Here is a 20,937-nt window from a genome sequence, read left to right on the forward strand (position 1 = left end):
TATCTGTTGATTGTCAAGCATTATGTTGATTATTCCGATAACAGAACGCCCGCCGGTCAAACCACAATAAAGGATTTCAGCCATTTCGTAGGCGATCTGGCTCTATATCCTCGCCATCGCCCTACCGCACGGGCTTAATGCCCGCGCCGATCGCCTCCACAACGCATCGCCTGAACCATACATGCGCCGGATCTTCGTTCGTGGATTCGTGCCAGTACGCCATGATGGGAAACGCCTTCAGCTTGATCGGCAACGGCAATACGACGATGGGAAGCAGCGAAGACAGATGCAACGCATAGGAACGCGGCACGGTCAGCAGCAGATCGGTGCCGGATGCAATCTGGCACGCCGAGAAGTAATGCTGGCAGACAAGCCGGATCTGGCGAAACGTGCCGCTTTGCCCCAGCAGTACATCCAACGCACTGATTTCTCCAAACGGCGACACGGTGACATGCTGGGCAGCAAGATAGTCGCTTCGCTTCAATGACGACGCCAGCGAATGACCCGCGCGCATCACGACCACCAGCGTTTCTTCCGCGAGATGTTGGCGCGCGATCTGCGGACCGGCGCGCAGGGGACGATCGACGACGAGGCTCAATGTCCCCGCTCGCAGCTCTCTGTCCACTTCACCCGCTGCGATGCGGTGGCTGACTACTCGCACATGCGGCGCCTCGCGCTCGATGCGCTTGAGCAGAACGGGAAGTGCGATGGATTCGAGAATGTCTCGAAAACCGATCGTGAATTCCAGCTCCAGGCGCGCCGGATCGAATCTCGGCTGTGCATGCGCGGTGGCATGCAAGCCCTCCAGATGCGCTTGCACGGCAGGCATCATCGTGCGCACTTTTTCCGTAGGCAGCAGCCGGTTTCCCTGGCGTATGAACAGCGGATCGCCAAGATGATCTCGCAGGCGCTTCAGTGCGTGCGTCACGGCGGGCTGGGTAAGGTGCAGCACACGCGCCGCCGCGCTTACGCCGCCATAGGTGTAGATCGCGTCCAGGACCCGGAAAAGGTTGAGATCGATGCGACTGTCCGTGCGTTCCATGGCTTCCCCTGATTGACGCTTTGAGCATACGCCAACCCATTCATGAAAGTGATAGGTACCCATTAGACATATTCATTTCAATAATCCCCTTGAGTAGGCGTAGGCTGAACGGATTCAGGAGACAAGCCCGTGGACTTCGCCCCTTCCGAACGCACCCAGGCCCTGGCCGAACGCCTCACCCGATTCATGCGCGAAGAGATCGCGCCGGCCGAAGCGCTTTACGTCGCCGAGTTGAGCGGCAGCCCCGATCACCGCGTCTGGCGGCAGCCGGCGATCATGGAAACGCTGAAAGCCAAGGCGCGCGAAGCCCGTTTGTGGAACCTGTTTCTTCCCGACGCCGAATACGGCCCGGGACTGAGTAATGCGGACTACGCACCGTTGGCTGAAATCATGGGGCACTCGTTCATAGCCCCTGAAGTGTTCAACTGCAGCGCACCCGACACCGGCAACATGGAAGTGCTGCATCGCTACGGCACGGACGAGCAGCGCGAGCGCTGGCTGAAGCCGCTCCTGGCCGGCGACATCCGTTCGGCGTTTTGCATGACCGAACCCGATGTCGCATCCTCCGACGCCACCAATATGCGCGCCACCGCGCGGATCGATGGCGATCATGTCGTGTTGAACGGACGCAAATGGTGGACGACCGGCGCAGGCCATCCGCATTGCCGTTTCGTCATCTTCATGGGTTTGAGCAATCCCGAAGCGGAACCGCACAAACGGCATGCGATGGTGATCTGTCCGCTCGATACACCCGGTGTGAAGATCGAACGCATGTTGCCGGTGTTTCATCACTACGACGAACCCTCCGGTCATGGCGAACTGAGCTTTACCGATGTCCGCGTGCCGGTCGGCAATGTGATACTCGGGCCGGGACGCGGCTTCGAGATTGCACAGGGAAGACTCGGGCCGGGACGCATTCATCACTGCATGCGCGCGATCGGCGCAGCGGAGCGCGCGTTGTCCCTGTTGTGTAAGCGCGCCAGATCGCGCAAGGCGTTCGGAAAGCATCTCGCGGAGCTGGGCGGCAATCCCGATATCGTGGCGAACCTGCGGATGGCCATCGACCAGGCGCGCCTGCTCACGCTGAAGACGGCGTGGACGCTCGACACGCAAGGCACCAAGGCCGCGCTGGGCCTTATTTCGCAGATCAAGGTGGTGGTACCCGCCGTCGCGCAACAGGCGGCCGATGCGGCGATCCAGATTCACGGTGGCGCCGGCCTTTCCGATGACTTCCCTCTCACACAGTTGTTTGCGTATGCCCGCGTGCTGCGCCTGGCCGATGGTCCGGACGAAGTACATCGCAGCGTGATCGCCAAGCTCGAAGCAAAGGCGCAGGCCCACATGGAGTCGCTTTGATGAGCAGCACGCTGGATCAGGCGCGCGCCCTGCGCGAGGAAGATGCCTTCGACGTTGCGCGAGTCGACGACTATCTCAAGCAACACATCGAAGGACTGCAAGGCACGCCGACAGTTGCGCAATTTCCGGGCGGCGCCTCCAATCTCACGTATCTGTTGACGTACACGAATCGCGAACTGGTCTTGCGCCGCCCACCCATCGGCGCCAAGGCGAAATCCGCGCACGACATGTTGCGCGAGGCGCACGTCATGGCGGCACTGAAGCCGCACTATCCGTACGTGCCATTCATCCTCGCCATCTGCGACGACGAATCCGTCATCGGCCAGCATTTCTATGTGATGGAACGACTGCGCGGCGCCATCCTTCGCCGCGATATTCCACAGCAACTCGGCCTGGACGCCGATGGCGTGCGCACGCTATGCCATGGCTTCATCGATCGTCTCGTCGAATTGCACAAGATCGATGCATCCGGAACTGAACTGCACGGCATTGGCAAAGGTGAGGGCTACATCGCGCGCCAGGTTTCCGGCTGGAGCGACCGTTGGCGCCAGGCCGTCACCGACGGCACCGACGCATGCGAAGACGTGCTTGCATGGCTGGCCGGAAAGCAACCCGCCCGCGACAACGCCACCTGCATCATCCATAACGATTACCGCTACGATAACGTGGTGCTCGATCCGGAGCAGCCGCTGCGCATCATCGGCGTGCTCGACTGGGAGATGGCCACGATAGGCGATCCGCTGATGGATCTCGGCGGCTCGCTCGCGTATTGGGTGCAGGCCGATGACGATGCCGTCTTCCAGTCGTTTCGCCGCCAACCCTCCAACGCACCCGGCATGCTCACGCGCCACGAAGTGATCGATTACTACGGCAGCCGTACCGGCATGAGCGTGGGCAACTTCGATTTCTACGAGGTGTTCGGCCTGTTCCGGCTGATGGTGATCATCCAGCAGATCTACCGCCGCTTTGTGCTGGGCCAAACCACGAACCCGCAATTTGCCGGTTTTGGCGACGCTGCCCGCTATATGGGCGCACGCTGCCGCCGCATCATCGCGCGCTCGGCACTGTGACCGTGCGCAGCGTGCTTCTGATTCGTCATGGACAGGCCAGCTTTCGCGCGGCGGATTACGACCGTCTTTCGGAGCTGGGTGAAGAGCAGTCGCGGCGGCTCGGCACGTGGCTGGCAGCGACAAGCCCCACGCCGGACCTCGTCGCCGTGGGACCGCGACAACGTCACTTGCGCACGGCCGAGTTATGCCTGCAGACCGCAGGCATCGATCGTCCGCTGTTGCATCTGGACGGATTGGACGAAGTCGACCACGAAGAGTTGCTCGCGCGGCTCCGTCCCGACCTGGCCGCGCCGGATGCCTTGCGCACTGAACTGAAGCAATCGCCGGATCCGTATCGCGCCTTCCAGCAATTGTTTTCCGCCGCCATCGCACGATGGATCGCCGGCGCACACGACAACGACTACACGCTCACCTGGTCACAATTCCGCGATCGCGCAATGGCGACATTGAAGGTGCTTGCGGATCAAGATGCAAAAACGATCTGGGCCTTCACCTCGGGCGGCCCGATTGCCGTGCTGACCAATGCGGTGATCGAGGCACCCGTCGAGCAGACCTTCAAGCTCAGCTGGCCACTGGTCAACACCAGCCTCACTCGACTGCGCATGGGCAAGCACGCTCCATCGCTGATCACCTACAACACCTGGCCACATCTGGAACGGATCGAAGACCGACATCTGATCACCCATCGCTAAACGGCACGCCACCTTCAACGGATACACGCATCATGACCACACCACCGAGCTTCGATCTTTCAGGAAAGATAGCCATCGTCACGGGCGCCAGCCGCGGCATCGGCGCGGACATCGCCAAGCTGCTGGCCGCCCAAGGCGCGCACACGATCGTGTCGAGTCGCAAACAAGCCGATTGCCAGACTGTCGTCGACGAGATCGTTGCCGCCGGCGGTTCGGCCGAGGCCATCGCCTGCCACATCGGCGAACTCGAACAGATCGAAGCCTTGTTCGCGCACGTCGCGCAGAAACACGGCCGGCTCGACATTCTCGTCAACAATGCCGCCACCAATCCCTTTTTCGGCCACATTCTGGATACCGAGCCGTCGGTGTTCCAGAAGACCGTGGACGTGAACATTCGCGGCTATTTCTACATGTCCACGCATGGCGCGCGGCTGATGGCGAAGAACGGCGGCGGCTCCATCATTAACGTGGCATCGGTGAATGGCGTGGTTCCCGGCTTTCAGCAAGGCATCTACTCGATCACCAAGGCCGCGGTCATTTCGATGACCAAGGCCTTTGCGGTGGAGTGCGCCGAATCGGGCGTGCGTTGCAACGCGTTGCTGCCGGGCCTTACCGACACCAAGTTCGCCTCGGTGCTGGTCAATACGCCGGCCATTCTCAAACAGGCGCTGGCGCACGTGCCGATGCGCCGCGTCGCTCAACCGTCGGAAATGGCGGGCGCGGTTCTTTATCTCGCTTCCGATGCAGCGTCGTACACCACAGGTGCGGTGCTGAATGTCGACGGCGGCTACCTTTGCATTTGAGAACCGGGATTACACATGACTGATACCTCCACACAGCGCGTTGCCGGCAAGTGCGCCTTCATTACCGGCGCGGCAGGCGGACTCGGTGCCGCAACCGCACGCATGCTTGCGCGACACGGCGCCAAAGTGTTCATCACGGATATCGATGAAACCGCCGTAAAGACGGTGGCATCCGACATCAATCGCGAAACCGGCGCTGACGTGGCGTGGGCTTCAAAACAGGATGTTCGCGATGAGACGGCCTGGCAACGCTTGCTTGATGAAGCAGCCGACGTCATGGGCGGTCTGTCGGTGCTCGTCAACAACGCGGGCATCGGGTCGCTGGGCGGCGTCGAGCGCATCGAGCTCAAGGAATGGCGGCGCGTGATGGAAGTAAACGTGGAGAGCATCATGCTCGGCTGCAAGCACGCATTGCCGCATTTGCGTAAGCAGCAGCCCGCATCCATCGTGAACATCTCCTCGCTGGCTGCATTCAAAGTAGATCCGGATTACACCGCATACAACACGTCCAAGGCCGCCGTCGCGATGTTGACCAAGTCGGTGGCCGTGGATTGCGCTCGCCAGAAGATCGACGTGCGTTGCAACTCGATCCACCCGGCATTTATCCGCACGGGTATCGTGGCACCGTTCTTCGCCTCGCTGGGCGAGGAAGAAGCGACGCGCAAACTCACGCGAGGCATCCCGATGCGACGTCTTGGCGAACCGGACGACGTGGCCTATGCAGTGCTCTATCTTGCCTCCGACGAAAGCCGCTATGTGACCGCTGCCGAGCTCGTGATCGACGGCGGCGCCTGCGCCGTGTAATGACTCTCTCCAAAGGTGTACGTCATGTCCCTGATCAATCGCCAATTGCGCCTGAAAACCCGTCCCGAAGGCCTGGTCAAGCGCGAAGATTTCGAGCTGCATCAGCAGCCCGTTCCCGAACTCAAGGACGGCGAATGTCTGGTGCGCGTGCTGTACCTGTCGATGGACCCCACCAACCGCGTGTGGATGAGCGACATCCCGCAGTACATGCCTCCGGTGGCGATCGGCGAAGTGATGCGTGCGCTGGGCGTGGCGCGCGTGGTCGCATCCAAGTCCTCGTACTACGCCGAAGGCGATCTCGTGCAGGGGTTGGTCGGCTGGCAAGACTACGCCGTCATCGACGACCGACGCCGCAAGGACTACGTCAAGCTGCCGTCACGCGCTCCCGTGCCGCTGCCCACGCTGCTTGGCGCCTGCGGCTTCAGTGGCATTACGGCTTACTACGGCCTTACCGAGATCGCACCCGTGCAACCGGGCGAAACACTGGTTGTGTCCGCGGCGGCGGGTTCGGTGGGGTCGATTGCCGGTCAGATCGGTAAGCTGCGCGGTGCGCGTGTCGTCGGCATCGCGGGCGGTGCGGACAAGTGTCGCCATCTTGTCGACGAACTGGGCTTCGACGTGGCCGTCGATTACAAAGCCGACAACTGGAAGCAGGCACTCGCCGACGCCACGCCGGACGGCGTGCACGTCAATTTCGAAAACGTGGGCGGACAGGTCATGCGCGCGGTGCTGTCGCGCATGGTCAACGGCGGCCGCGTGGCGCTTTGCGGATTGATCGCCAACTACACCACCGGCTCGCGCCCCAGCGACGACTACAGCATCATGATCGTGAAACGCCTGACCGTGCGCGGATTCCTTGCGTTCGACTACCACGACACGCAGAAGGCCGTGCACGATCTGGTCGGATGGGTATCCACCGGAAAGATCAAGGCCGAAGAGACCATCGAAGACGGACTCGAGAATGCGCCGGTCGTGCTCAACAAACTGTTCGAAGGCGGCAATCGCGGTAAGTTGTTGCTGCGTGTTTCCGACGAAACGTAATACTTGGCAATCGCCACGAGGCATCGCCAGTTCGATGCCTCGCGGCGCCATGGTTAATCAGTGGGTTGTCCCTGCCCCAACATGCGTCCATTGACTTCGGTGCCGTATAGCGAATCGGGGGTGTCGTGATACGAGGCACGGGTGGCCTGGATCGAACCCGTGAAGCGCGGATCCTGCGGTCGCTCGTGCGCATCCATGAAGTACGCGACATCCCACGCATCCTGATCAGTCAACGTGTTGCCGCGACCCAACGGCATGTTGGCCTTGATGAAGCCCGCGGCAAAATTGACCTGCTCCATGCCTGCGCCCCAATTGAACGATTGCGATCCCCACAGTGGCGGAAACACGGTGCGCCCTGCCGACTGTTGGCCTTGGCCGTTGTCGCCGTGGCATAGCGCGCAATCGCGTTTGAACACCGTCTCGCCACGCGCATAGTCGGGCGCAAGTGCTGGCTTCGCTAATTTGGGATAGCCGCGACCGGGAAGCGACGCGCCCACCGGTGCGCCTTTCGCCATCCAGTACGCGTAGGTTTCCAGTGCTACCAGCACGGGATCGCCAAGCGGCGGCGCCTTGCCGTTCATGCTGTAGTTGAAGCAACCCTGCAAGCGCTCGGCAAACGTGTTGACGTGATGATTCTTGCTGCGATACGCGGGATACATCGGATACGCACCCCACAGCGGCGCTGACTGCGCAAGACGTCCCGCATCGAGATGGCAGTTCTCGCAACTCAACTGATTGCCGACGTAAGCCTTCGCATAACGAGCCGGATCGATGAAGATCTGCCGGCCAAGGGCAATCTGCTTGCCGAAATCATCGTTGGGAATGTCCGATTCGGAAGGTGGAACGAAAGCAGACTGTTTTTTCGAAGTTGACGTTGCAGGTGCAGGATTTTTCGCGACGGGTGCAGCCAGCTGAGGCGTGGCGTGATCGCACGCTGCCAGCGATAGCGCGGCGCCAAGCAGAATGAAGCGCATGTGTTTCATGGCTGCTTCTCCTTCGAGGGTGCCATCGACTGTGCCGCGTACCACGCGCTGACTGCCGCGATATCCGCATCGCTCAACCTGGTGGCCACGTTTTGCATCAACTGCAAGGGATCGTTGCGGCGCGCCCCCTGTTGCCAGGCATGCAGCTGGTTGGACAGATAGACGGCCGATTGCCCGCTCAACGGTGGAAAGTGGTCGCCCACGCCAACACCATCGGGCCCATGGCATTGCTCGCATCCCGGCAACGATTTCGTCCAGTTCCCGCGCACTGCCAATGCCTGTCCCGTCTGCGCGGCATCGCCGGAAGGTGCAGGCGACAGCGTCCATGCGGGCGCGGGAAGCTTGCTGTAGTACGTAGCCACTGCATCGCGCTCGGCGTCGCTCAAGCCATTCGCGACGGGCTGCATGGTGGCGTTGACGCGTGTGCCGCCGGCGAAATCATCCAGCTGTTTGCGCAAGTAGGCTTGCGACAATCCAGCCAGGCGCGGAAACCCCGCGGCGGCCTGTCCGGCGCCATCCGCGCCATGACAGGCCAGGCAGGGTGCCACGCCGTGGCCGTTGCCTTGTTGCGCGATCGTCGCACCGTTGGGCGCATCGGCCAGCGCGTGCGATCCCCACAGCGTGAGAAGAACCATCAGCGTGGCGCGCAAGGTATTCATGGTGTCGCCGGCTGGAAGCCGTACTTGCGATAAATGGCTTGCGCATCGGATGACGCCATGAACGCGAGAAAATCCTTGGCGGCCTGCACGTGCGGCGCAGCTTTCAGGCGCGCCGCCGTGTATGTCGCGGTAACGTTCTGGTCAGCCGGTATCACGATGGTTTCCACTGGCCGATGCAGGATCTGCTGCTGGAAATAGGCTTCGGTGGACCACACCGGCGCCGCATCCGATTCGCCCTGCAACACGCGCAACGGCGATTCGCGATGATGGATGGTCGTCAAATAAGTGCTGCCATCTTTCACCTTGGTATCCATCACGGCCTGATCGAGCGCATCGCCACCGGCTTTGCGATAGCTGGCTTCGATCTGCTTGGCGATGCCTTCCCACTTCGGATTGGGCATGCTCACGCGCACATCGGAGCGACCGAGATCTTTGAGGCCCTGGACGTGCTTGGGATTGCCCTTGGCCACCATGATCGCCAAAGGATTGCGCGCGTAGTCCACCGTATCGGCAAACCAGTCGTGCTCTTTCTGCAGATCGGCCATTGAACCCTTGCCGTTGGTGAAGATGTCCGGTTTGAGCGCAATGCGCAGATTGCCCATCACCAGCGAACCGGTTTCGATCTGCTTGGCGAGAATGCCCGGCGGCAGCGTTTCCACGTAAACACGCTGATACTGCGGATAGCGTTGCTTGAACGCCTCGACCAGATCGTGCACCACCATGAACTGGTTGCCGGCGAAGAACACCGTGAGTTGCGGATCGACGATATCGCCGTGCAGATCGGCGATGGCGTCGAACGGCGGCATCGCGAACGACACGCCACCGGTCGGCGGTGGATTCCACGGCGGCAGGTAATCGTTTTGACCCGCGCTGGCGCTGCCGCACAAGGCGACGAGCAAGCTCGCCAGCAACGCGCGTTGCCAAGGGCCGTTCAAACGTGACGACATGGTCGGCTCCCTTTCTTACAGCGGCAGCAGGGCGTAACCCTTCTGCTCCAGTTCGGAGATCGTGGTCAACGCGGAAAGACTCAGCGTCACATCCTTGGACGCCCATTCGTTGGGATAGTGATGCTCGGCCATCGCCTGACCGCAGACGGCCACATCGACACCCGCCTTGCGCAGTTGCGCGATGGCTGCGAGGTTGGGGTTGGCGGTGCCGAACTGCGCCTTGTAGTGCTCGTCGTCCAGCACCAGGCTGGTAGCGGCACCGTAGGCCACCGCGACGAACTTCAGATGATCGAGCGGCACGCCCGATGCCACGTATAGATTGACCGTGCGCGCCACGCGCTCGAGGCCGGGATTGATCTGATCGGGCTTGTCGCTACCCTTGGTCAGCGAGAACACCACCTTGTACGTCGCGGCCGGATCGGGCTGATAGGCCGCCTTGGGCAGTGGATGATAGGCGCCTGCAGCCGTGATGACGGCAGGGGCGCTCTGGGCCAGGACGGCAGCGCAGCCAAACAGGCCGGCGACGCAGGACAGCAACAGAATCGAACGTTTCATGCTTCTACCTCGCTAGGCAACGCGCGGGTTGCGACCTTGGCAAGGCTACCCCGCTGGCGGCGATCAGGCTACTTCACGTTGCCCTTATGGCGGATAAGGTCGTCTTATCGGCACCCGCCATCGGGTACCATTCCGCTCATGAGCGAACAGCCCACTACCCATTTCGGCTTCCGCGACGTTCCGGTCGGGGAAAAACAAAAACTGGTCGGCCAGGTCTTCACCTCGGTCGCCCGCAGCTACGACCTGATGAACGACCTGATGTCGTTCGGCATCCACCGCCTGTGGAAGCGCCATTTCGTGGCCGTAAGCGGCATCCGCCGTGGTGACCGCGTGCTGGATCTGGCGGGTGGCACGGGCGACATCGCCGCGCTGATCAAGCCGGTGGTGGGCGAGGAAGGCGAAGTGATCGTGGGCGACATCAACGCCGCGATGCTCAACGTCGGTCGCGACCGCCTGACCGACCGCGGCGTGGTATCCGGCCTGCGCTGGACGCAGTTGAATGCCGAAGCGCTGCCCTTCCCCGACAACAGTTTCGACGCCGTGACCATGGCCTTCGGCCTGCGCAACGTCACCGACAAGGACAAGGCGCTGGCCGACATCTGTCGCGTGCTCAAGCCGGGTGGCCGCGCGCTGGTGCTGGAGTTCTCCAGGGTGCAGAACGAACTGTTCGGCAAGCTTTACGATTTCCATTCCTTCCAGGTACTGCCGAAACTCGGCCGGCTTTTCGCCGGCGATGCGGACAGCTACCAGTACCTTGCCGAATCGATCCGCAAGCATCCCGATCAGGAAACGCTCAAGGCGGTGATGGAAAACGCCGGCTTCGGGCGTGTGGAAGTGCGCAACCTCAGCAACGGCATGGTCGCCATTCATCGGGCCTACAAGCTCTGAACTGCCTTCGCACCGTGCATCGCGCTCAAAACGTGACGCCTCCCACGAGCATCGTTTCACCCAGATTGGGCAAGTGCAGGCCTGCGTTGGAAATGTGGCGAACGCCCATCATCCAGTGCGCAGCTTGCCACCCCAGGGTAAGTGTAAATTCGTAAGAGCCGCTCAGGCCCGGTGTGCGTCCGGTGTGCAGCGTCGGCTGCACGCTGAAGAAAAGCGGGCGGTACCATGCCCACGCTGCGCCGTAATGAAAGCGCAGCCCTCCTGCGATCAACCAGATGTCGTCGCGCGTCGAATAATTGTAGCGGCCGCCAGGCGGATCGCCGCGTCCTGACATCCAGCCTGCAGTGATGTCAGGCGCCCAGGTAAACGCGGTGTTGCCGATGGAGTAGTCGTCGAACACGGCCTCCGCGAAGGCGGCGGCAGCTCCTTTGTCCGCGGTGAAATCCTGACCCATGAAACTCCATCCACCTTCGATGGAAATCGCGGGACCGGCGGCCTTTGCAGGAAATGCAATGCAGCTAAGCATCAACGCAAACACCGCCATATGGCAGGGGATTGCAATAGCTTTCATTGGCGACAACGTCGATACACATGCTTTTTGGGCACGTATCAGTCGACCAAGCTATGAACCCCTGCAATCGCCTGCATAAGCGATTTACTTGGCAAACTCGCACGCAGGGGCGCAACACTACCCGCGCATTGATTATCGGATCGTTTGCGATACGCGAAGTTTTTGCTATGTCGCCGACCGGATAAGCGTCGGCGACAAGCGTCTTTTGTCACGACGCGCGCAGGTCTTCCAGCAACGTCCCCGAACGCAAGGTGTCCTTCTCGTGATCGGTATCGCGCCAGACTTCCTTCAGCGCGGCGGCATACCAGCGCTGCATGGAAGGCAGCGCAAGCATGCGCTGGACATAAGCCTGCGCCGTCGCATCGACGTTCAAGCCATAGCTTTGAATGCGAAAGACAACGGGCGCGTAGAACGCATCGACGGCGGTGAATGCGTTGCCGGCGAGATAGGGACCGCCGAATCGTTTCAGCCCTTCATGCCACAGCTCCTGCAGGCGGGCGAGGTCGCGCGCCAGCGCGGGCGGCACGGTACTCAGCTGCAGGCGGATGCCGCAGTTCATCGGGCAGGTCGAACGCAAGGCTTCGAAGCCCGAATGCATCTCCGCCGCCGCGCTTCGCGCCCAGGCGCGTGCCTGCTTGTCGGCCGGCCACGCCGTGGGATGTTGCTCGGCCACGTATTCGGCGATGGATAGCGAATCCCATACCGTGGTGTCGCCATCGTGCAGGCACGGCACCTTGCCGGTGGGACAAAACGCGCGGAATGTCGTCCAGTTCGTCGACGTGCCGTGCTGGAACGGCGTGAGCTTTTCCTCGAACGGAATGCCCAGCTCGGTCAGCAATATCCAGGGCCGCAGCGACCATGAGGAGTAGTTCTTGTTGGCGATGTAAAGCGTGACCATGCAGATCCCTCTCGAAAGATGCAAACGCTATTAGATAACCTGCGAGCGAATATGGCTATGGTTCGCAGGCTTCCTTGCCCGCCGCGGCAGCGACCGCCGGGGCAACAGGTCGCGCGGTGCTTCGCGCGTTGGCCAGCGCGACACCACCCACGGTGATCGCGCCGCCGATCAAGGTCAGCCAGCCGGGTTGCTCGCCCAGCCACACCCAACCGATGAGCACCGCAATGGGTGGCGAAAAGTAAATGAAGCTGGAAACCTGCGACACCGATGCGCGCCGCAGCGCCGCGTTCCAGGCCAGATAACCGACGAATGTCGGCGCAATGCCAAGCCACAGTAGCGCCGCGATATGCGACCACGGCGCCGCGGCCAGCGCGTGAGGCAACCCGAGTCCGAACGGCACGGTACCCAGCGTGCCCGCGAAGAATCCGAACGCGGTCACGCCAATCACGTCGTTGCGCGCAAACAGCGGCTTCTGCCCGACAAAGAAGATCGCGCAGGCGATCACGCTCACTAGCACCAGCGCGGCCATCGGCTGGAATGTCACCTCTTTGCCGCTCGCCAGCACGACCAGCACCACGCCCACGAGCGCTACGCCAAGGCCAAGCGCCCTGCGCGCACTGATGCGCTCGCCGATCCAGAACGCCGAGAGCGTGGTCGTGGCCGCCGGTACCAGCGATATCAGAATGGCCGCGGTACCGCTGGCGATGCGCGTTTCAGCGTAGTTGAGGCACATGTGATAGACCGTGAGCCCGATGACGCCGAGCACCGCGAGCTGCAGCCAATCGCTGCGCCGCGGCATGGGCGTGCGCTTGACCCACATCAGCAAGGCAAAGCAAAGCGAACCGATCACCAGCCGCGCCAGGGCGACTTCGCCTGGCGTGAACGAGGCAAGGGCATACGCAATCGCCGCATAGGCGGACGACCAGGTTATCAAGGCAATACCGATATAAATCAGGGCACGCCCGTCGAGGCGTTCGGCCGTGTGCATGGGTAAATTCCGTGGGGAAGGAATGTGCAAATCCTAGCCTTGCGATGCTCGCCGGTGAATAATGGCCCCGTAACCGTCCTGCATGTTTCGCCGTCGAACGAAATATAGATAAGCGCCCATGACCTACGAATCGAAGCCCGAATGGGACGCCAAGGATTGGCAGCTACTGGAGGCCCTTCAGCACGACGCCCGCCTGGGCTACGCCGAGCTGGGCCGCAAGGTGCGACTGTCGGCGCCCGCGGTCGCCGAGCGCGTCAAGCGCATGGAAGAAGCCGGCGTGATTGCCGGGTATCGCACCGTGATCGACCCGAAGCGGCTTGGCTACGGCATCGAAGCCATGGTGCGGCTGCGCTGCGACGGCGGCATCTGCGCACGCATCGGCAAAATCGTTGCCGATGTACCGGAAGTGCTCGATTGCCGCCGTCTTGCGGGCGAGGATTCCGCACTATTGCGCGTGGTCGCGATGTCGATCAGCCATCTCGAGGTGGTGCTCGATCGCCTGCTTAAAATTCACTCGAGCATCAGCACCACGACACTGATCGTGCTGCAGACGCCCCATGCGAACCGTTCGATCACGCGCGCCATGTTCGATGCGGGGCGCGCGTTGTCGGAAGAATGATGCGCTTGACTGTGTGACCGAAAGGCCTCTTTGCCCGGGATATGCAAAGAGGCCACTGATATCAGTTGTGCTGCTTGTCGTCCTTCTTCGGCGGCGGCTGATGCGCAGCATTGTTGTTTTGGTGCTGCTGCGGCGGCGGAGGTGGCGGCGCAGCATGTGCCTGTGGTTGCGGCTGAGGCTGTGGACGCGGCTGGGGTTGCGGCTGTGGGCGCGACGGAGGTGCAGGCTGCGCCGGCGGCGGCACGAATCGCGGCGCGGGCGCGACGGCAGGAGCCGGACGCTGCGGTGGTTGCGGATGCGCCTGTTGCTGCGGCGCCGAAGCAGGATGGAATACCGGCTGTGCTCGCTGCGGCTGCGGCGCCGGGGCGGGATGGAATACCGGTTGCGCTCGCTCCGGCTGCGGAGCCGGGACAGGATGGAATGCGGGTTGCACTCGCTCAGGCTGCGGCGCCTGCGGGACGGGCTGATGTACCGCTTCCTGTGGCCGTGGCGTAAAAGCCGGATGCGTAGGAGCCGGCACATTCGGCTGCTCGTGCGCGATGTTCGCGCGCGGCGCTTCCATCGGACGAGGCGAATACTCCGGATGAGGCACTTGCACCGGACGTGCCGCCTCGGCGGCGGCGCGCGGCGCGGCCGCCGGCGGATATCCCGCACGGGCGAAGTTCGGCACGCTCATCGGCTGCCCTGCCGGACGATTGTTATTGGTGACGTTGTTAGCAGCGTTGCGATTGAACTCGTTGCGATTGTTGTTGACGTTGTTCGTTGTGCTGTTGTTGTTGAACGTACGACTGTTGTTGACGTAGTTGGTGTTGTTGACCGTGTTGTAGCGATTGTTGGTGATGTTGGTGTAACGATTGATCACCGTCGTCGAGCGCGACACATACGTCTGGTTGTTGTAAACCACCGCAGGGTGATGCCAGCCGCCACCTTGGCCTCCACCGTTGTAGCCACCGCCACCACCGCCATGCCAGTTCATGCCCCACGAATGCCAGCCACCTTCGTGGCGGTTGTCGAGCATGCTGCCGATGATGATCGCCGCTCCGAATGCCACGGCACCGACTGCAACCACTTCGCCGGTGGTGTATGTCGGCTGCTCGTACTGGTAGCTGGGGTAGTACGGCACGTCGCCGCCGTAGACGGTCTGCGGATCGTAACTGGGCACGTACACCGCATCCGACTGCGCCGGTTCGATCTGGATGATCTGGCTCGGCGGCGGCACCACGTCCGGACCGGAATAGACGGGCGGCTCGCTGCCGTTATCGGCATAACCGCTTTCGTCCTCGCTCTGCGCGACCTGCTGCACGGGCTGCGTGACGACTTGCTGCTGCGTCGAACTGCGCAGGTTGCCTTGCGCCGCCGCGCGCTGGCGCATCACCTGGATCGCATTGAGCACGTCGGTGGGATCGTTGACGTACGCCTGACCCAGCGCGGTGGTCCACTGGACGTTCTGCGCCATCTGGCTGAGCACCGACGGAAACTGCGTGAGCCCTTTTACGCTCGGATCCCAGTTCTGCGGCTGCACGGCGGCCTGCAGCAGATCGCCTTTCAGATTCGGATTTTGCGTGACCAGGTTTTCCGCTGCCGTGATCTGGTCCGGATAAGTGGCGCCGGCCAGCACCTGCGCAACCAGCTTGTCCGGGAACAATGCGATCGGCGCCACCAGCTGATACAGCTGATCGGCGGTCGGCGGCGTATACGCCTGCTGACCCGTGGCGGACGCAGCCGGCGCGGTGGCCGAAGACGCCGGCGCATTGGCGGAATTGGATGCCTGCTGGCTGCACGCCGCCAATACCAGCATGGTGGCGCACAGGCCTGCGGCAATCGCCGGGCCGGTTGAATAGTGCTTGGTCACTGGACCACTCCTGAGTGAAGCCCGTCGCGGGTAGGTCGGCGCGCCCTGTGTCGCGTTTGCCGACCGTTCGTAAGAACGGCTTGAGTATGCCTACGCGATGGCTGCATTTGGGCTAATGCGCGATAAACGTCGCGCGCGTTTTGCCTGCATTAGGCAAGCCAGTAAGCTTCCCGTCAGCCGCGCGCCGGCAACCCGCTTCTTCCTCGCACGACCGGACGATTCGACCATGCGCACGATGTACCCCGAGATCGAGCCCTACCGCACGCATCGGATCGCGGTGAGCGGCGGCCATACGCTCTATGTCGAGGAATGCGGCAATCCGCGGGGGTTACCCGTGGTGTTCCTGCATGGCGGTCCGGGTGCGGGATTGTCGCCGTATCACCGGCGCTTCTTCGATCCGACGCGCTACCGCATCGTGCTGTTCGATCAGCGCGGTGCGGGACGTTCCACGCCGTTTGCCGATCTCACCGACAACACGACATGGCATCTGGTCGACGATATCGAAGCGATTCGCGAGCACCTCGAGATCGAGCGCTGGGTGGTGTTCGGCGGATCATGGGGCTCGACACTTGGACTTGCCTACGCGCAGACGCATCCCGAGCGCGTGCTCGGCCTGGTGCTGCGCGGCATCTTTCTCGGCCGGCCCGAGGAAATTCGCTGGTATTACGAAGAAGGCGGCGCTTCCTGGATTCTGCCGGAGAAGTGGCAGCGCTACGCGTCGGCGATTCCGCCGGAAGAACGCGGCAACATGCTCGACGCGTATTGGAAGCGACTGACGAGCGACGATGAAACCGTGCGCTTGAACGCGGCGCAGGCGTGGGGCGCATGGGAAGGCGGCGGCATCACGCTGGAAGAAAGTCCGGAAACCGAGGCCAGCTTTGCCGCGCCCGATGTCGCGTTGAGTTTGGCGCGCATCGAAGCGCATTACTTTCGCAATCGCGTGTTCCTGGAAGAGGATCAGCTGCTGCGCCATGTCGACAGGTTGCGCCACATCCCTGGCACGATCGTGCACGGTCGCTACGACATCATCTGCCCCGTGAAGAGCGCCTGCGATCTCGCCGCCGCGTGGCCGGAAGCGGACCTGCGCATTGTGCTCGCCGGACATGCCGCATCGGAGCCGGCGATCGTCGACGTACTCGTCGAAGCAACCGACCGGCTCGCCGATCGCTACTGCTAGGTCTGTCCGTTACTGGTACACGTGCAGATGGTTGAAGATCCACGCGTAGTACGACCGCACCAGATCCTTGTCCGCGCAATCGGCATACAAACCGTTGCAACGCTCGCGCAGTGAAGTCAACGCGGAGAAGTACGGATCCATCGGCAAACCCGCCGCCTTGAGCACCATGCCGGGCAGATGCGCGATATCCAGCATGGGATACGTCGGCAGCAGCGCACCCTGCACGTTGCTCTTGATCATGTAGTACGTGAGGTAGTCCTGGTACGGCACCAGTGCCGGCGGCATGGTGCGCGGCAGTTGGCGCATCTGGTCGTCGAACGACGGTTGGTGATCGCCGAAGTGCACCAGCACGGTCGGCTGTGCACGATCCAGGAAATCGTGCTCCAGGCCCTTCATCGCCGCATCCGAATCGTGCAGGCGCTGCAAATACGTATCGAAGTTCAACGCAGCGAGCGAAGGCAGTCCCTGCAGCAGATTCTGGAACTGCTTGGGCAAGGTCGACATCGGATCGTCGTGCGGCCCGTGCTGGTTGATCGTGAGGATCATGATGAAGACCGGCTGTCCCGGCTTCTTCAACTTGTCGTAGACGCGCTTGGCGGCGGCGAACATCTGCGCGTCGGTTTCATCCCAGTCGTCCAGGCCCAACTCCGCGGCGCCGTAGAAATGATCGACGCCGTAGCCCTTGTATGCATCGCGTCCGTTGAGGAACACGCCATTGGTCGGATAGATCGCCACGGTGAGATAGCCCAGTCGCTGCAACTGGCGCGGCAGCGAGTCGCGCACGTGCGGTGCGAGCACGTAAGGTGCGTACATGCCGCCCGGCCCGAAGATGTCCTGCGGCATGCCGGTGAGCGCGGCAAATTCGCTAACCCATGTGCCGCCGCCAAACGTATGCACGCGCATCGCGCCCGTGCCGCGCGTGCGCGCATCGGACTTGAACATGTCGAGGTTGCATTCGGGCACGGTGCAATGCGTGAACGGCGCTGGATCGAAGGTGCTCTCTTCCAGTACCTGGACGATGTCCGGGTACTGGCCTGGATCGACCGTTCCCGTTGCCGGATCCGATGCGGTGGCCTGCCAGTCGCGTTCGGCGGCCTCATCGCTGGCCATGGCCGGAATGTGCACACTGGAATCGCGTAGGTTGACGAAGAAGTTGGTGAGGTCGGCGTCGTCGGACATCTTTTCCCACGTCCCGCGCTCATGCACCTTCGCGAACGGGCCCGAAGGTAGCAGGCAAACCCAGAACGCCGACGCGCACAGTGCGATACCGCCCAAACGCAGCAGCGTCTGCGGCAACGCGCGTAACGTTGCGAGGCGTCGCCGATCGCAGTACCACGCCAGCCAAAGCACGACGGGCACGGCGATGCCCACGCATATGCCGACGCTGTAGAGATTGGGATAGCGACGCAACGTTTCGAACAAACTCGAACGCACGTAATAAACGAAATCCGCCGGCATCAGCGGCGATTCGAGATACTCCTGCTTCAGCACCGTGATCGCGCGCAAGAGCAGAAACAGGCCTCCGCTCAGCGCGAGCGCAAAGGCCAGTCGCACGAACAGAAAAAATGCAACGCCGAAGACGCAGAGCATCAACGCCAGCACGAAGCAGCGCTGCTCCAGCAGCGGCTCCTGCCAGGCGGTAAACCAGATGCAGATGGCGTAGAACGCCACCGCGCAGACCATAGTCGTACGGTTTCGCGAGGCGCGAAACGGAATCAACGGCATGGAAGGGATCCCCCTGGTGTGGCGTCGCCTCGCAGGACGGCGCTTCGTCTTGTGGTTGTCAACAACGCGTCATTTTAAAGCCTTTTTATCGTCAAAAAGTCAGCCGAACGCAGCGAACGGTCATTCATATCTGCTAGGTTCATGCCCTGTTCGCCTTCTGCCGGAACTTTCATGCTCTCCCGTGCTTGCCGCTCCACCGCTCTCGCCCTCGCCTTTCTGCTTGCCGGCTGCGCAACCCAAGCACCTGCCCCACAAGCCCCGAAACTTCCCGATGGCTTGCGCGCCGACGTGGCGGTGCTGGAAACCACGGACCTGCATTCGAACATCCTCAGCTACGACTACTACAAGCAGAAAGCCGATCCGACCGTCGGTTTCGAACGCACCGTGACGCTGATACGCAAGGCACGCACGCAGTTCACCAACAGCTTCCTGTTCGACGCCGGCGACACCATCCAGGGCAGCGTGCTGGCCGATTACCAGGCGCAGGTCCAGAAGGTGGACTGCGGGCAGGAACTTGCGATGTACAAGGCGATGGACGCCATCGGCTACGACGGCGGCACCATCGGCAACCACGAATTCAACTACGGCCTGTCCTACCTTTCGCAGGTCACCGGCACGCCGATGAATGTGGACGGCGGTGCGACGCAACGCTGCGCCGGTCCGCACTATCCGCTGGTGCTGGCCAATGTCTACAGCGCGCGGGACGGCAAACCGATCTTCAAGCCGTGGACGATCGTCGATCGCAAAATCGCTGCGTTCACGCCCGACGGCAGCGAGCTGAGCGTGCCGCTGCGCATTGCCATCATCGGCTTCGCGCCCCCGCCGATCATGCAATGGGACAAGCAGAATCTCGAAGGCAAGGTCACCGTCACCGGCGTAGTCGAGGCGGCGCGGAAGTACATGCCGGAAATCCAGGCGCAGCATCCGGATCTGGTGATCGCGATTCTTCACGGCGGCTTGAATACGGCGCCCTATACGAACGACATGGAAAACGGCGGCTGGTATCTCGCCGGCGTGCCGGGCATCGATGTGCTGCTGCTCGGCCACGAACACGTCGACTTTCCCGGCCCGCGCTTCGCGCACATGCAGGACGTGGACGATCAGCACGGTTTCGTGCGTGGCGTTCCCGCCGTCATGGGCGGTTTTTTCGGCAAGGATCTCGGCGTAGTCAAACTCGCACTGGTGCGCCAGCAGGATCATTGGGCGATCGACAAGACCAAGACCTTCAGCCAGGTGTGGCCGATCTGTCCGCCCGTCACGGTCGCGGGCAAGCCCACCGTTTCGCCATCCAATTGCGTACCTGCCGATCCGCAGGTGTCGCTGACCGTCGACAAGGTGCATCAAGCAGCGATCGACTACGTGAACACGCCGATCGGTCAAAGCAATGTACGCATGAGTACCTACTTTGCCGATGAAGGCGACATGAGCGCGCTGGCGCCGGTCAATGCCGCGCAGATCGACTACGCGAAACAGGAACTGTCGTCGGCGCATCCCGAACTGGCCAACGTGCCGGTCATCGCATCGGCCGCCGCATTCCGCACGGGTTTCGGCGGCCCCGACGATTACACCGATGTGCTGCCCGGACCGTTGACGCTGCGCAGCGCAGCGGATCTGTACTTCTATCCGAATACGCTGACCGCGGTGAAACTCGACGGCGCCGGCGTGAAGGCGTGGCTGGAAACATCGGCCCAACGCTTCAACCGCATCGATCCGAGCGCGACTGGCGAACAGCCGCTGATCAACGCGAAGTATGTGGGCTTCAACTTCGACCAGATTCAAGGCGGCATCGCGTACGTCATCGACGTTTCCAAGCCGGTGGGTCAACGCATCGTCAAGCTCACGTACCTCGGCAAGCCCATCAAGCCCTCGCAGACCTTCATCGTAGTGACGAACAACTATCGCGCCAGCGGCGGCGGTCATTTCCCTGGATTGGATGGCACTAACGTGGTGCTGGCCGCGCCTGACGGTACGCGGGAAATCCTGGCGCGTTGGTTGCAGGCGCATCCTTCGCTCGACGCCAAGGATCTGCCGCGCACGTCATGGCATTTTGCCCGTCTTAAAACGCGCGGCACGGTGGTATTCACGTCCGCAGGCGACAAACAAGCCATCGCGGAAACGGACGGCCTGCATATCATCCGCCAGCTTCGCGATAACGGTGACGGCACCGCCGTTTACGCCATCGACCTGTCGCACTGATACGGCCGGGCCGCCCTCCTCGCGAGCGCGGCCCATGATCGGCGCGGGTGTAACAGCTACATGCCATTGTT

The 20,937-nt window shown here is 62.1% G+C and carries 20 protein-coding genes; 10 read left to right on the top strand and 10 right to left on the bottom strand.

What is annotated here, in order from left to right:
- Nucleotides 1-121: 121 nt before the first annotated feature.
- On the bottom strand, nt 122-1,042 hold the full coding sequence (locus DWU99_RS09715; protein ID WP_115477841.1) for a LysR family transcriptional regulator: 921 nt from the start codon (nt 1,040-1,042) through the stop codon (nt 122-124).
- Nucleotides 1,043-1,171: 129 nt separating this feature from the next.
- On the opposite strand from DWU99_RS09715, the gene DWU99_RS09720 reads away from it, so the two are divergent.
- Genes DWU99_RS09720 through DWU99_RS09745 form a run of 6 tightly spaced genes read left to right on the top strand, consistent with a single transcriptional unit; the run spans nt 1,172 to nt 6,808 of the window.
- Entirely contained in the window at nt 1,172-2,398 is a 1,227-nt protein-coding gene (locus tag DWU99_RS09720) for an acyl-CoA dehydrogenase family protein (protein ID WP_115477842.1), read from the top strand.
- Nucleotides 2,398-3,468 (top strand): phosphotransferase family protein, encoded by a 1,071-nt coding sequence (locus DWU99_RS09725; RefSeq protein WP_115477843.1) that lies wholly within the window; start codon nt 2,398-2,400, stop codon nt 3,466-3,468. The genes DWU99_RS09720 and DWU99_RS09725 overlap by 1 nt, the downstream gene beginning before the upstream one ends.
- A gap of 2 nt (nt 3,469-3,470) precedes the next feature.
- Nucleotides 3,471-4,160, top strand: a complete 690-nt coding sequence (locus tag DWU99_RS09730; RefSeq protein ID WP_115478164.1) for a histidine phosphatase family protein — start codon at nt 3,471-3,473, stop codon at nt 4,158-4,160.
- A 32-nt stretch (nt 4,161-4,192) separates the two neighbouring features.
- Entirely contained in the window at nt 4,193-4,963 is a 771-nt protein-coding gene (locus DWU99_RS09735; RefSeq protein WP_115477844.1) for an SDR family oxidoreductase, read from the top strand.
- A gap of 15 nt (nt 4,964-4,978) precedes the next feature.
- Nucleotides 4,979-5,767 carry an SDR family oxidoreductase gene (locus DWU99_RS09740; RefSeq protein WP_115477845.1) on the top strand — a complete coding sequence of 263 codons (789 nt, stop codon included), beginning with the start codon at nt 4,979-4,981 and terminating at the stop codon, nt 5,765-5,767.
- Between the two features lie 24 nt (nt 5,768-5,791).
- On the top strand, nt 5,792-6,808 hold the full coding sequence (locus DWU99_RS09745; protein WP_115477846.1) for an NADP-dependent oxidoreductase: 1,017 nt from the start codon (nt 5,792-5,794) through the stop codon (nt 6,806-6,808).
- 53 nt (nt 6,809-6,861) lie between these two features.
- Here DWU99_RS09745 and DWU99_RS09750 read toward each other — a convergent pair whose 3' ends face one another.
- The 4 genes from DWU99_RS09750 to DWU99_RS09765 are packed head-to-tail and all read right to left on the bottom strand — an operon-like array spanning nt 6,862 to nt 9,952.
- Complete coding sequence (locus DWU99_RS09750) at nt 6,862-7,791, bottom strand: c-type cytochrome (RefSeq protein ID WP_115477847.1); 930 nt, start codon at nt 7,789-7,791, stop codon at nt 6,862-6,864.
- Nucleotides 7,788-8,450, bottom strand: coding sequence for a c-type cytochrome (locus DWU99_RS09755; protein WP_233511023.1), 663 nt, complete (start codon nt 8,448-8,450; stop codon nt 7,788-7,790). Before DWU99_RS09755 ends, DWU99_RS09750 begins: the two co-directional genes overlap by 4 nt.
- Nucleotides 8,447-9,397 (bottom strand): molybdate ABC transporter substrate-binding protein, encoded by a 951-nt coding sequence (locus tag DWU99_RS09760; protein WP_115477848.1) that lies wholly within the window; start codon nt 9,395-9,397, stop codon nt 8,447-8,449. The genes DWU99_RS09755 and DWU99_RS09760 overlap by 4 nt, the downstream gene beginning before the upstream one ends.
- Nucleotides 9,398-9,412: 15 nt before the next feature.
- On the bottom strand, nt 9,413-9,952 hold the full coding sequence (locus DWU99_RS09765) for a DsrE family protein (protein ID WP_115477849.1): 540 nt from the start codon (nt 9,950-9,952) through the stop codon (nt 9,413-9,415).
- A gap of 138 nt (nt 9,953-10,090) precedes the next feature.
- Here DWU99_RS09765 and ubiE point away from each other — a divergent pair, with 138 nt between their 5' ends.
- Complete coding sequence (gene ubiE, locus DWU99_RS09770; RefSeq protein WP_115477850.1) at nt 10,091-10,840, top strand: bifunctional demethylmenaquinone methyltransferase/2-methoxy-6-polyprenyl-1,4-benzoquinol methylase UbiE; 750 nt, start codon at nt 10,091-10,093, stop codon at nt 10,838-10,840.
- Nucleotides 10,841-10,865: 25 nt separating this feature from the next.
- Here the strand turns inward: ubiE and DWU99_RS09775 are convergent, their stop codons facing one another.
- From DWU99_RS09775 to DWU99_RS09785, 3 genes are all read right to left on the bottom strand, one after another.
- Nucleotides 10,866-11,411 (bottom strand): acyloxyacyl hydrolase, encoded by a 546-nt coding sequence (locus tag DWU99_RS09775; protein ID WP_233511025.1) that lies wholly within the window; start codon nt 11,409-11,411, stop codon nt 10,866-10,868.
- A 208-nt stretch (nt 11,412-11,619) separates the two neighbouring features.
- A complete protein-coding gene (locus DWU99_RS09780; protein WP_115477851.1) occupies nt 11,620-12,309 on the bottom strand; it encodes a glutathione S-transferase family protein in 690 nt (229 codons plus the stop codon).
- A gap of 55 nt (nt 12,310-12,364) precedes the next feature.
- On the bottom strand, nt 12,365-13,297 hold the full coding sequence (locus tag DWU99_RS09785) for a DMT family transporter (protein ID WP_115477852.1): 933 nt from the start codon (nt 13,295-13,297) through the stop codon (nt 12,365-12,367).
- Between the two features lie 118 nt (nt 13,298-13,415).
- Here DWU99_RS09785 and DWU99_RS09790 point away from each other — a divergent pair, with 118 nt between their 5' ends.
- Nucleotides 13,416-13,916: an Lrp/AsnC family transcriptional regulator gene (locus tag DWU99_RS09790; protein ID WP_115477853.1), complete on the top strand. Its 501-nt coding sequence runs from the start codon at nt 13,416-13,418 to the stop codon at nt 13,914-13,916.
- A 61-nt stretch (nt 13,917-13,977) separates the two neighbouring features.
- Here DWU99_RS09790 and DWU99_RS20980 read toward each other — a convergent pair whose 3' ends face one another.
- The gene (locus DWU99_RS20980) at nt 13,978-15,768 is read right to left on the bottom strand and encodes a DUF3300 domain-containing protein (protein WP_158543253.1); all 1,791 of its coding nucleotides are present in this window, start codon (nt 15,766-15,768) and stop codon (nt 13,978-13,980) included.
- Between the two features lie 226 nt (nt 15,769-15,994).
- On the opposite strand from DWU99_RS20980, the gene pip reads away from it, so the two are divergent.
- A complete protein-coding gene (gene pip / locus DWU99_RS09800) occupies nt 15,995-16,945 on the top strand; it encodes a prolyl aminopeptidase (protein WP_115478167.1) in 951 nt (316 codons plus the stop codon).
- Nucleotides 16,946-16,954: 9 nt separating this feature from the next.
- Here pip and DWU99_RS09805 read toward each other — a convergent pair whose 3' ends face one another.
- A complete protein-coding gene (locus DWU99_RS09805) occupies nt 16,955-18,670 on the bottom strand; it encodes an LTA synthase family protein (protein ID WP_115477854.1) in 1,716 nt (571 codons plus the stop codon).
- Nucleotides 18,671-18,841: 171 nt separating this feature from the next.
- On the opposite strand from DWU99_RS09805, the gene DWU99_RS09810 reads away from it, so the two are divergent.
- A complete protein-coding gene (locus DWU99_RS09810; RefSeq protein ID WP_115477855.1) occupies nt 18,842-20,866 on the top strand; it encodes a bifunctional 2',3'-cyclic-nucleotide 2'-phosphodiesterase/3'-nucleotidase in 2,025 nt (674 codons plus the stop codon).
- Nucleotides 20,867-20,937 lie beyond the last annotated feature (71 nt).

The sequence above is a fragment of the Dyella psychrodurans genome (assembly GCF_003363265.1).
Lineage (GTDB): Bacteria > Pseudomonadota > Gammaproteobacteria > Xanthomonadales > Rhodanobacteraceae > Dyella_B > Dyella_B psychrodurans.

Coding starts and splice junctions, on each gene's coding strand:
- DWU99_RS09760 (WP_115477848.1), bottom strand. CDS start 9,397: ATGTCGTCACGTTTGAACGGCCCTTGGCAACGCGCGTTGCTGGCGAGC.
- DWU99_RS09765 (WP_115477849.1), bottom strand. CDS start 9,952: ATGAAACGTTCGATTCTGTTGCTGTCCTGCGTCGCCGGCCTGTTTGGC.
- DWU99_RS09750 (WP_115477847.1), bottom strand. CDS start 7,791: ATGAAACACATGCGCTTCATTCTGCTTGGCGCCGCGCTATCGCTGGCA.
- DWU99_RS09735 (WP_115477844.1), top strand. CDS start 4,193: ATGACCACACCACCGAGCTTCGATCTTTCAGGAAAGATAGCCATCGTC.
- DWU99_RS09745 (WP_115477846.1), top strand. CDS start 5,792: ATGTCCCTGATCAATCGCCAATTGCGCCTGAAAACCCGTCCCGAAGGC.
- DWU99_RS09775 (WP_233511025.1), bottom strand. CDS start 11,411: ATGAAAGCTATTGCAATCCCCTGCCATATGGCGGTGTTTGCGTTGATG.
- DWU99_RS09790 (WP_115477853.1), top strand. CDS start 13,416: ATGACCTACGAATCGAAGCCCGAATGGGACGCCAAGGATTGGCAGCTA.
- DWU99_RS09715 (WP_115477841.1), bottom strand. CDS start 1,042: ATGGAACGCACGGACAGTCGCATCGATCTCAACCTTTTCCGGGTCCTG.
- DWU99_RS09805 (WP_115477854.1), bottom strand. CDS start 18,670: ATGCCGTTGATTCCGTTTCGCGCCTCGCGAAACCGTACGACTATGGTC.
- DWU99_RS09785 (WP_115477852.1), bottom strand. CDS start 13,297: ATGCACACGGCCGAACGCCTCGACGGGCGTGCCCTGATTTATATCGGT.
- DWU99_RS09780 (WP_115477851.1), bottom strand. CDS start 12,309: ATGGTCACGCTTTACATCGCCAACAAGAACTACTCCTCATGGTCGCTG.
- DWU99_RS09740 (WP_115477845.1), top strand. CDS start 4,979: ATGACTGATACCTCCACACAGCGCGTTGCCGGCAAGTGCGCCTTCATT.
- DWU99_RS09725 (WP_115477843.1), top strand. CDS start 2,398: ATGAGCAGCACGCTGGATCAGGCGCGCGCCCTGCGCGAGGAAGATGCC.
- DWU99_RS09755 (WP_233511023.1), bottom strand. CDS start 8,450: ATGAATACCTTGCGCGCCACGCTGATGGTTCTTCTCACGCTGTGGGGA.
- pip (WP_115478167.1), top strand. CDS start 15,995: ATGCGCACGATGTACCCCGAGATCGAGCCCTACCGCACGCATCGGATC.
- DWU99_RS09810 (WP_115477855.1), top strand. CDS start 18,842: ATGCTCTCCCGTGCTTGCCGCTCCACCGCTCTCGCCCTCGCCTTTCTG.
- ubiE (WP_115477850.1), top strand. CDS start 10,091: ATGAGCGAACAGCCCACTACCCATTTCGGCTTCCGCGACGTTCCGGTC.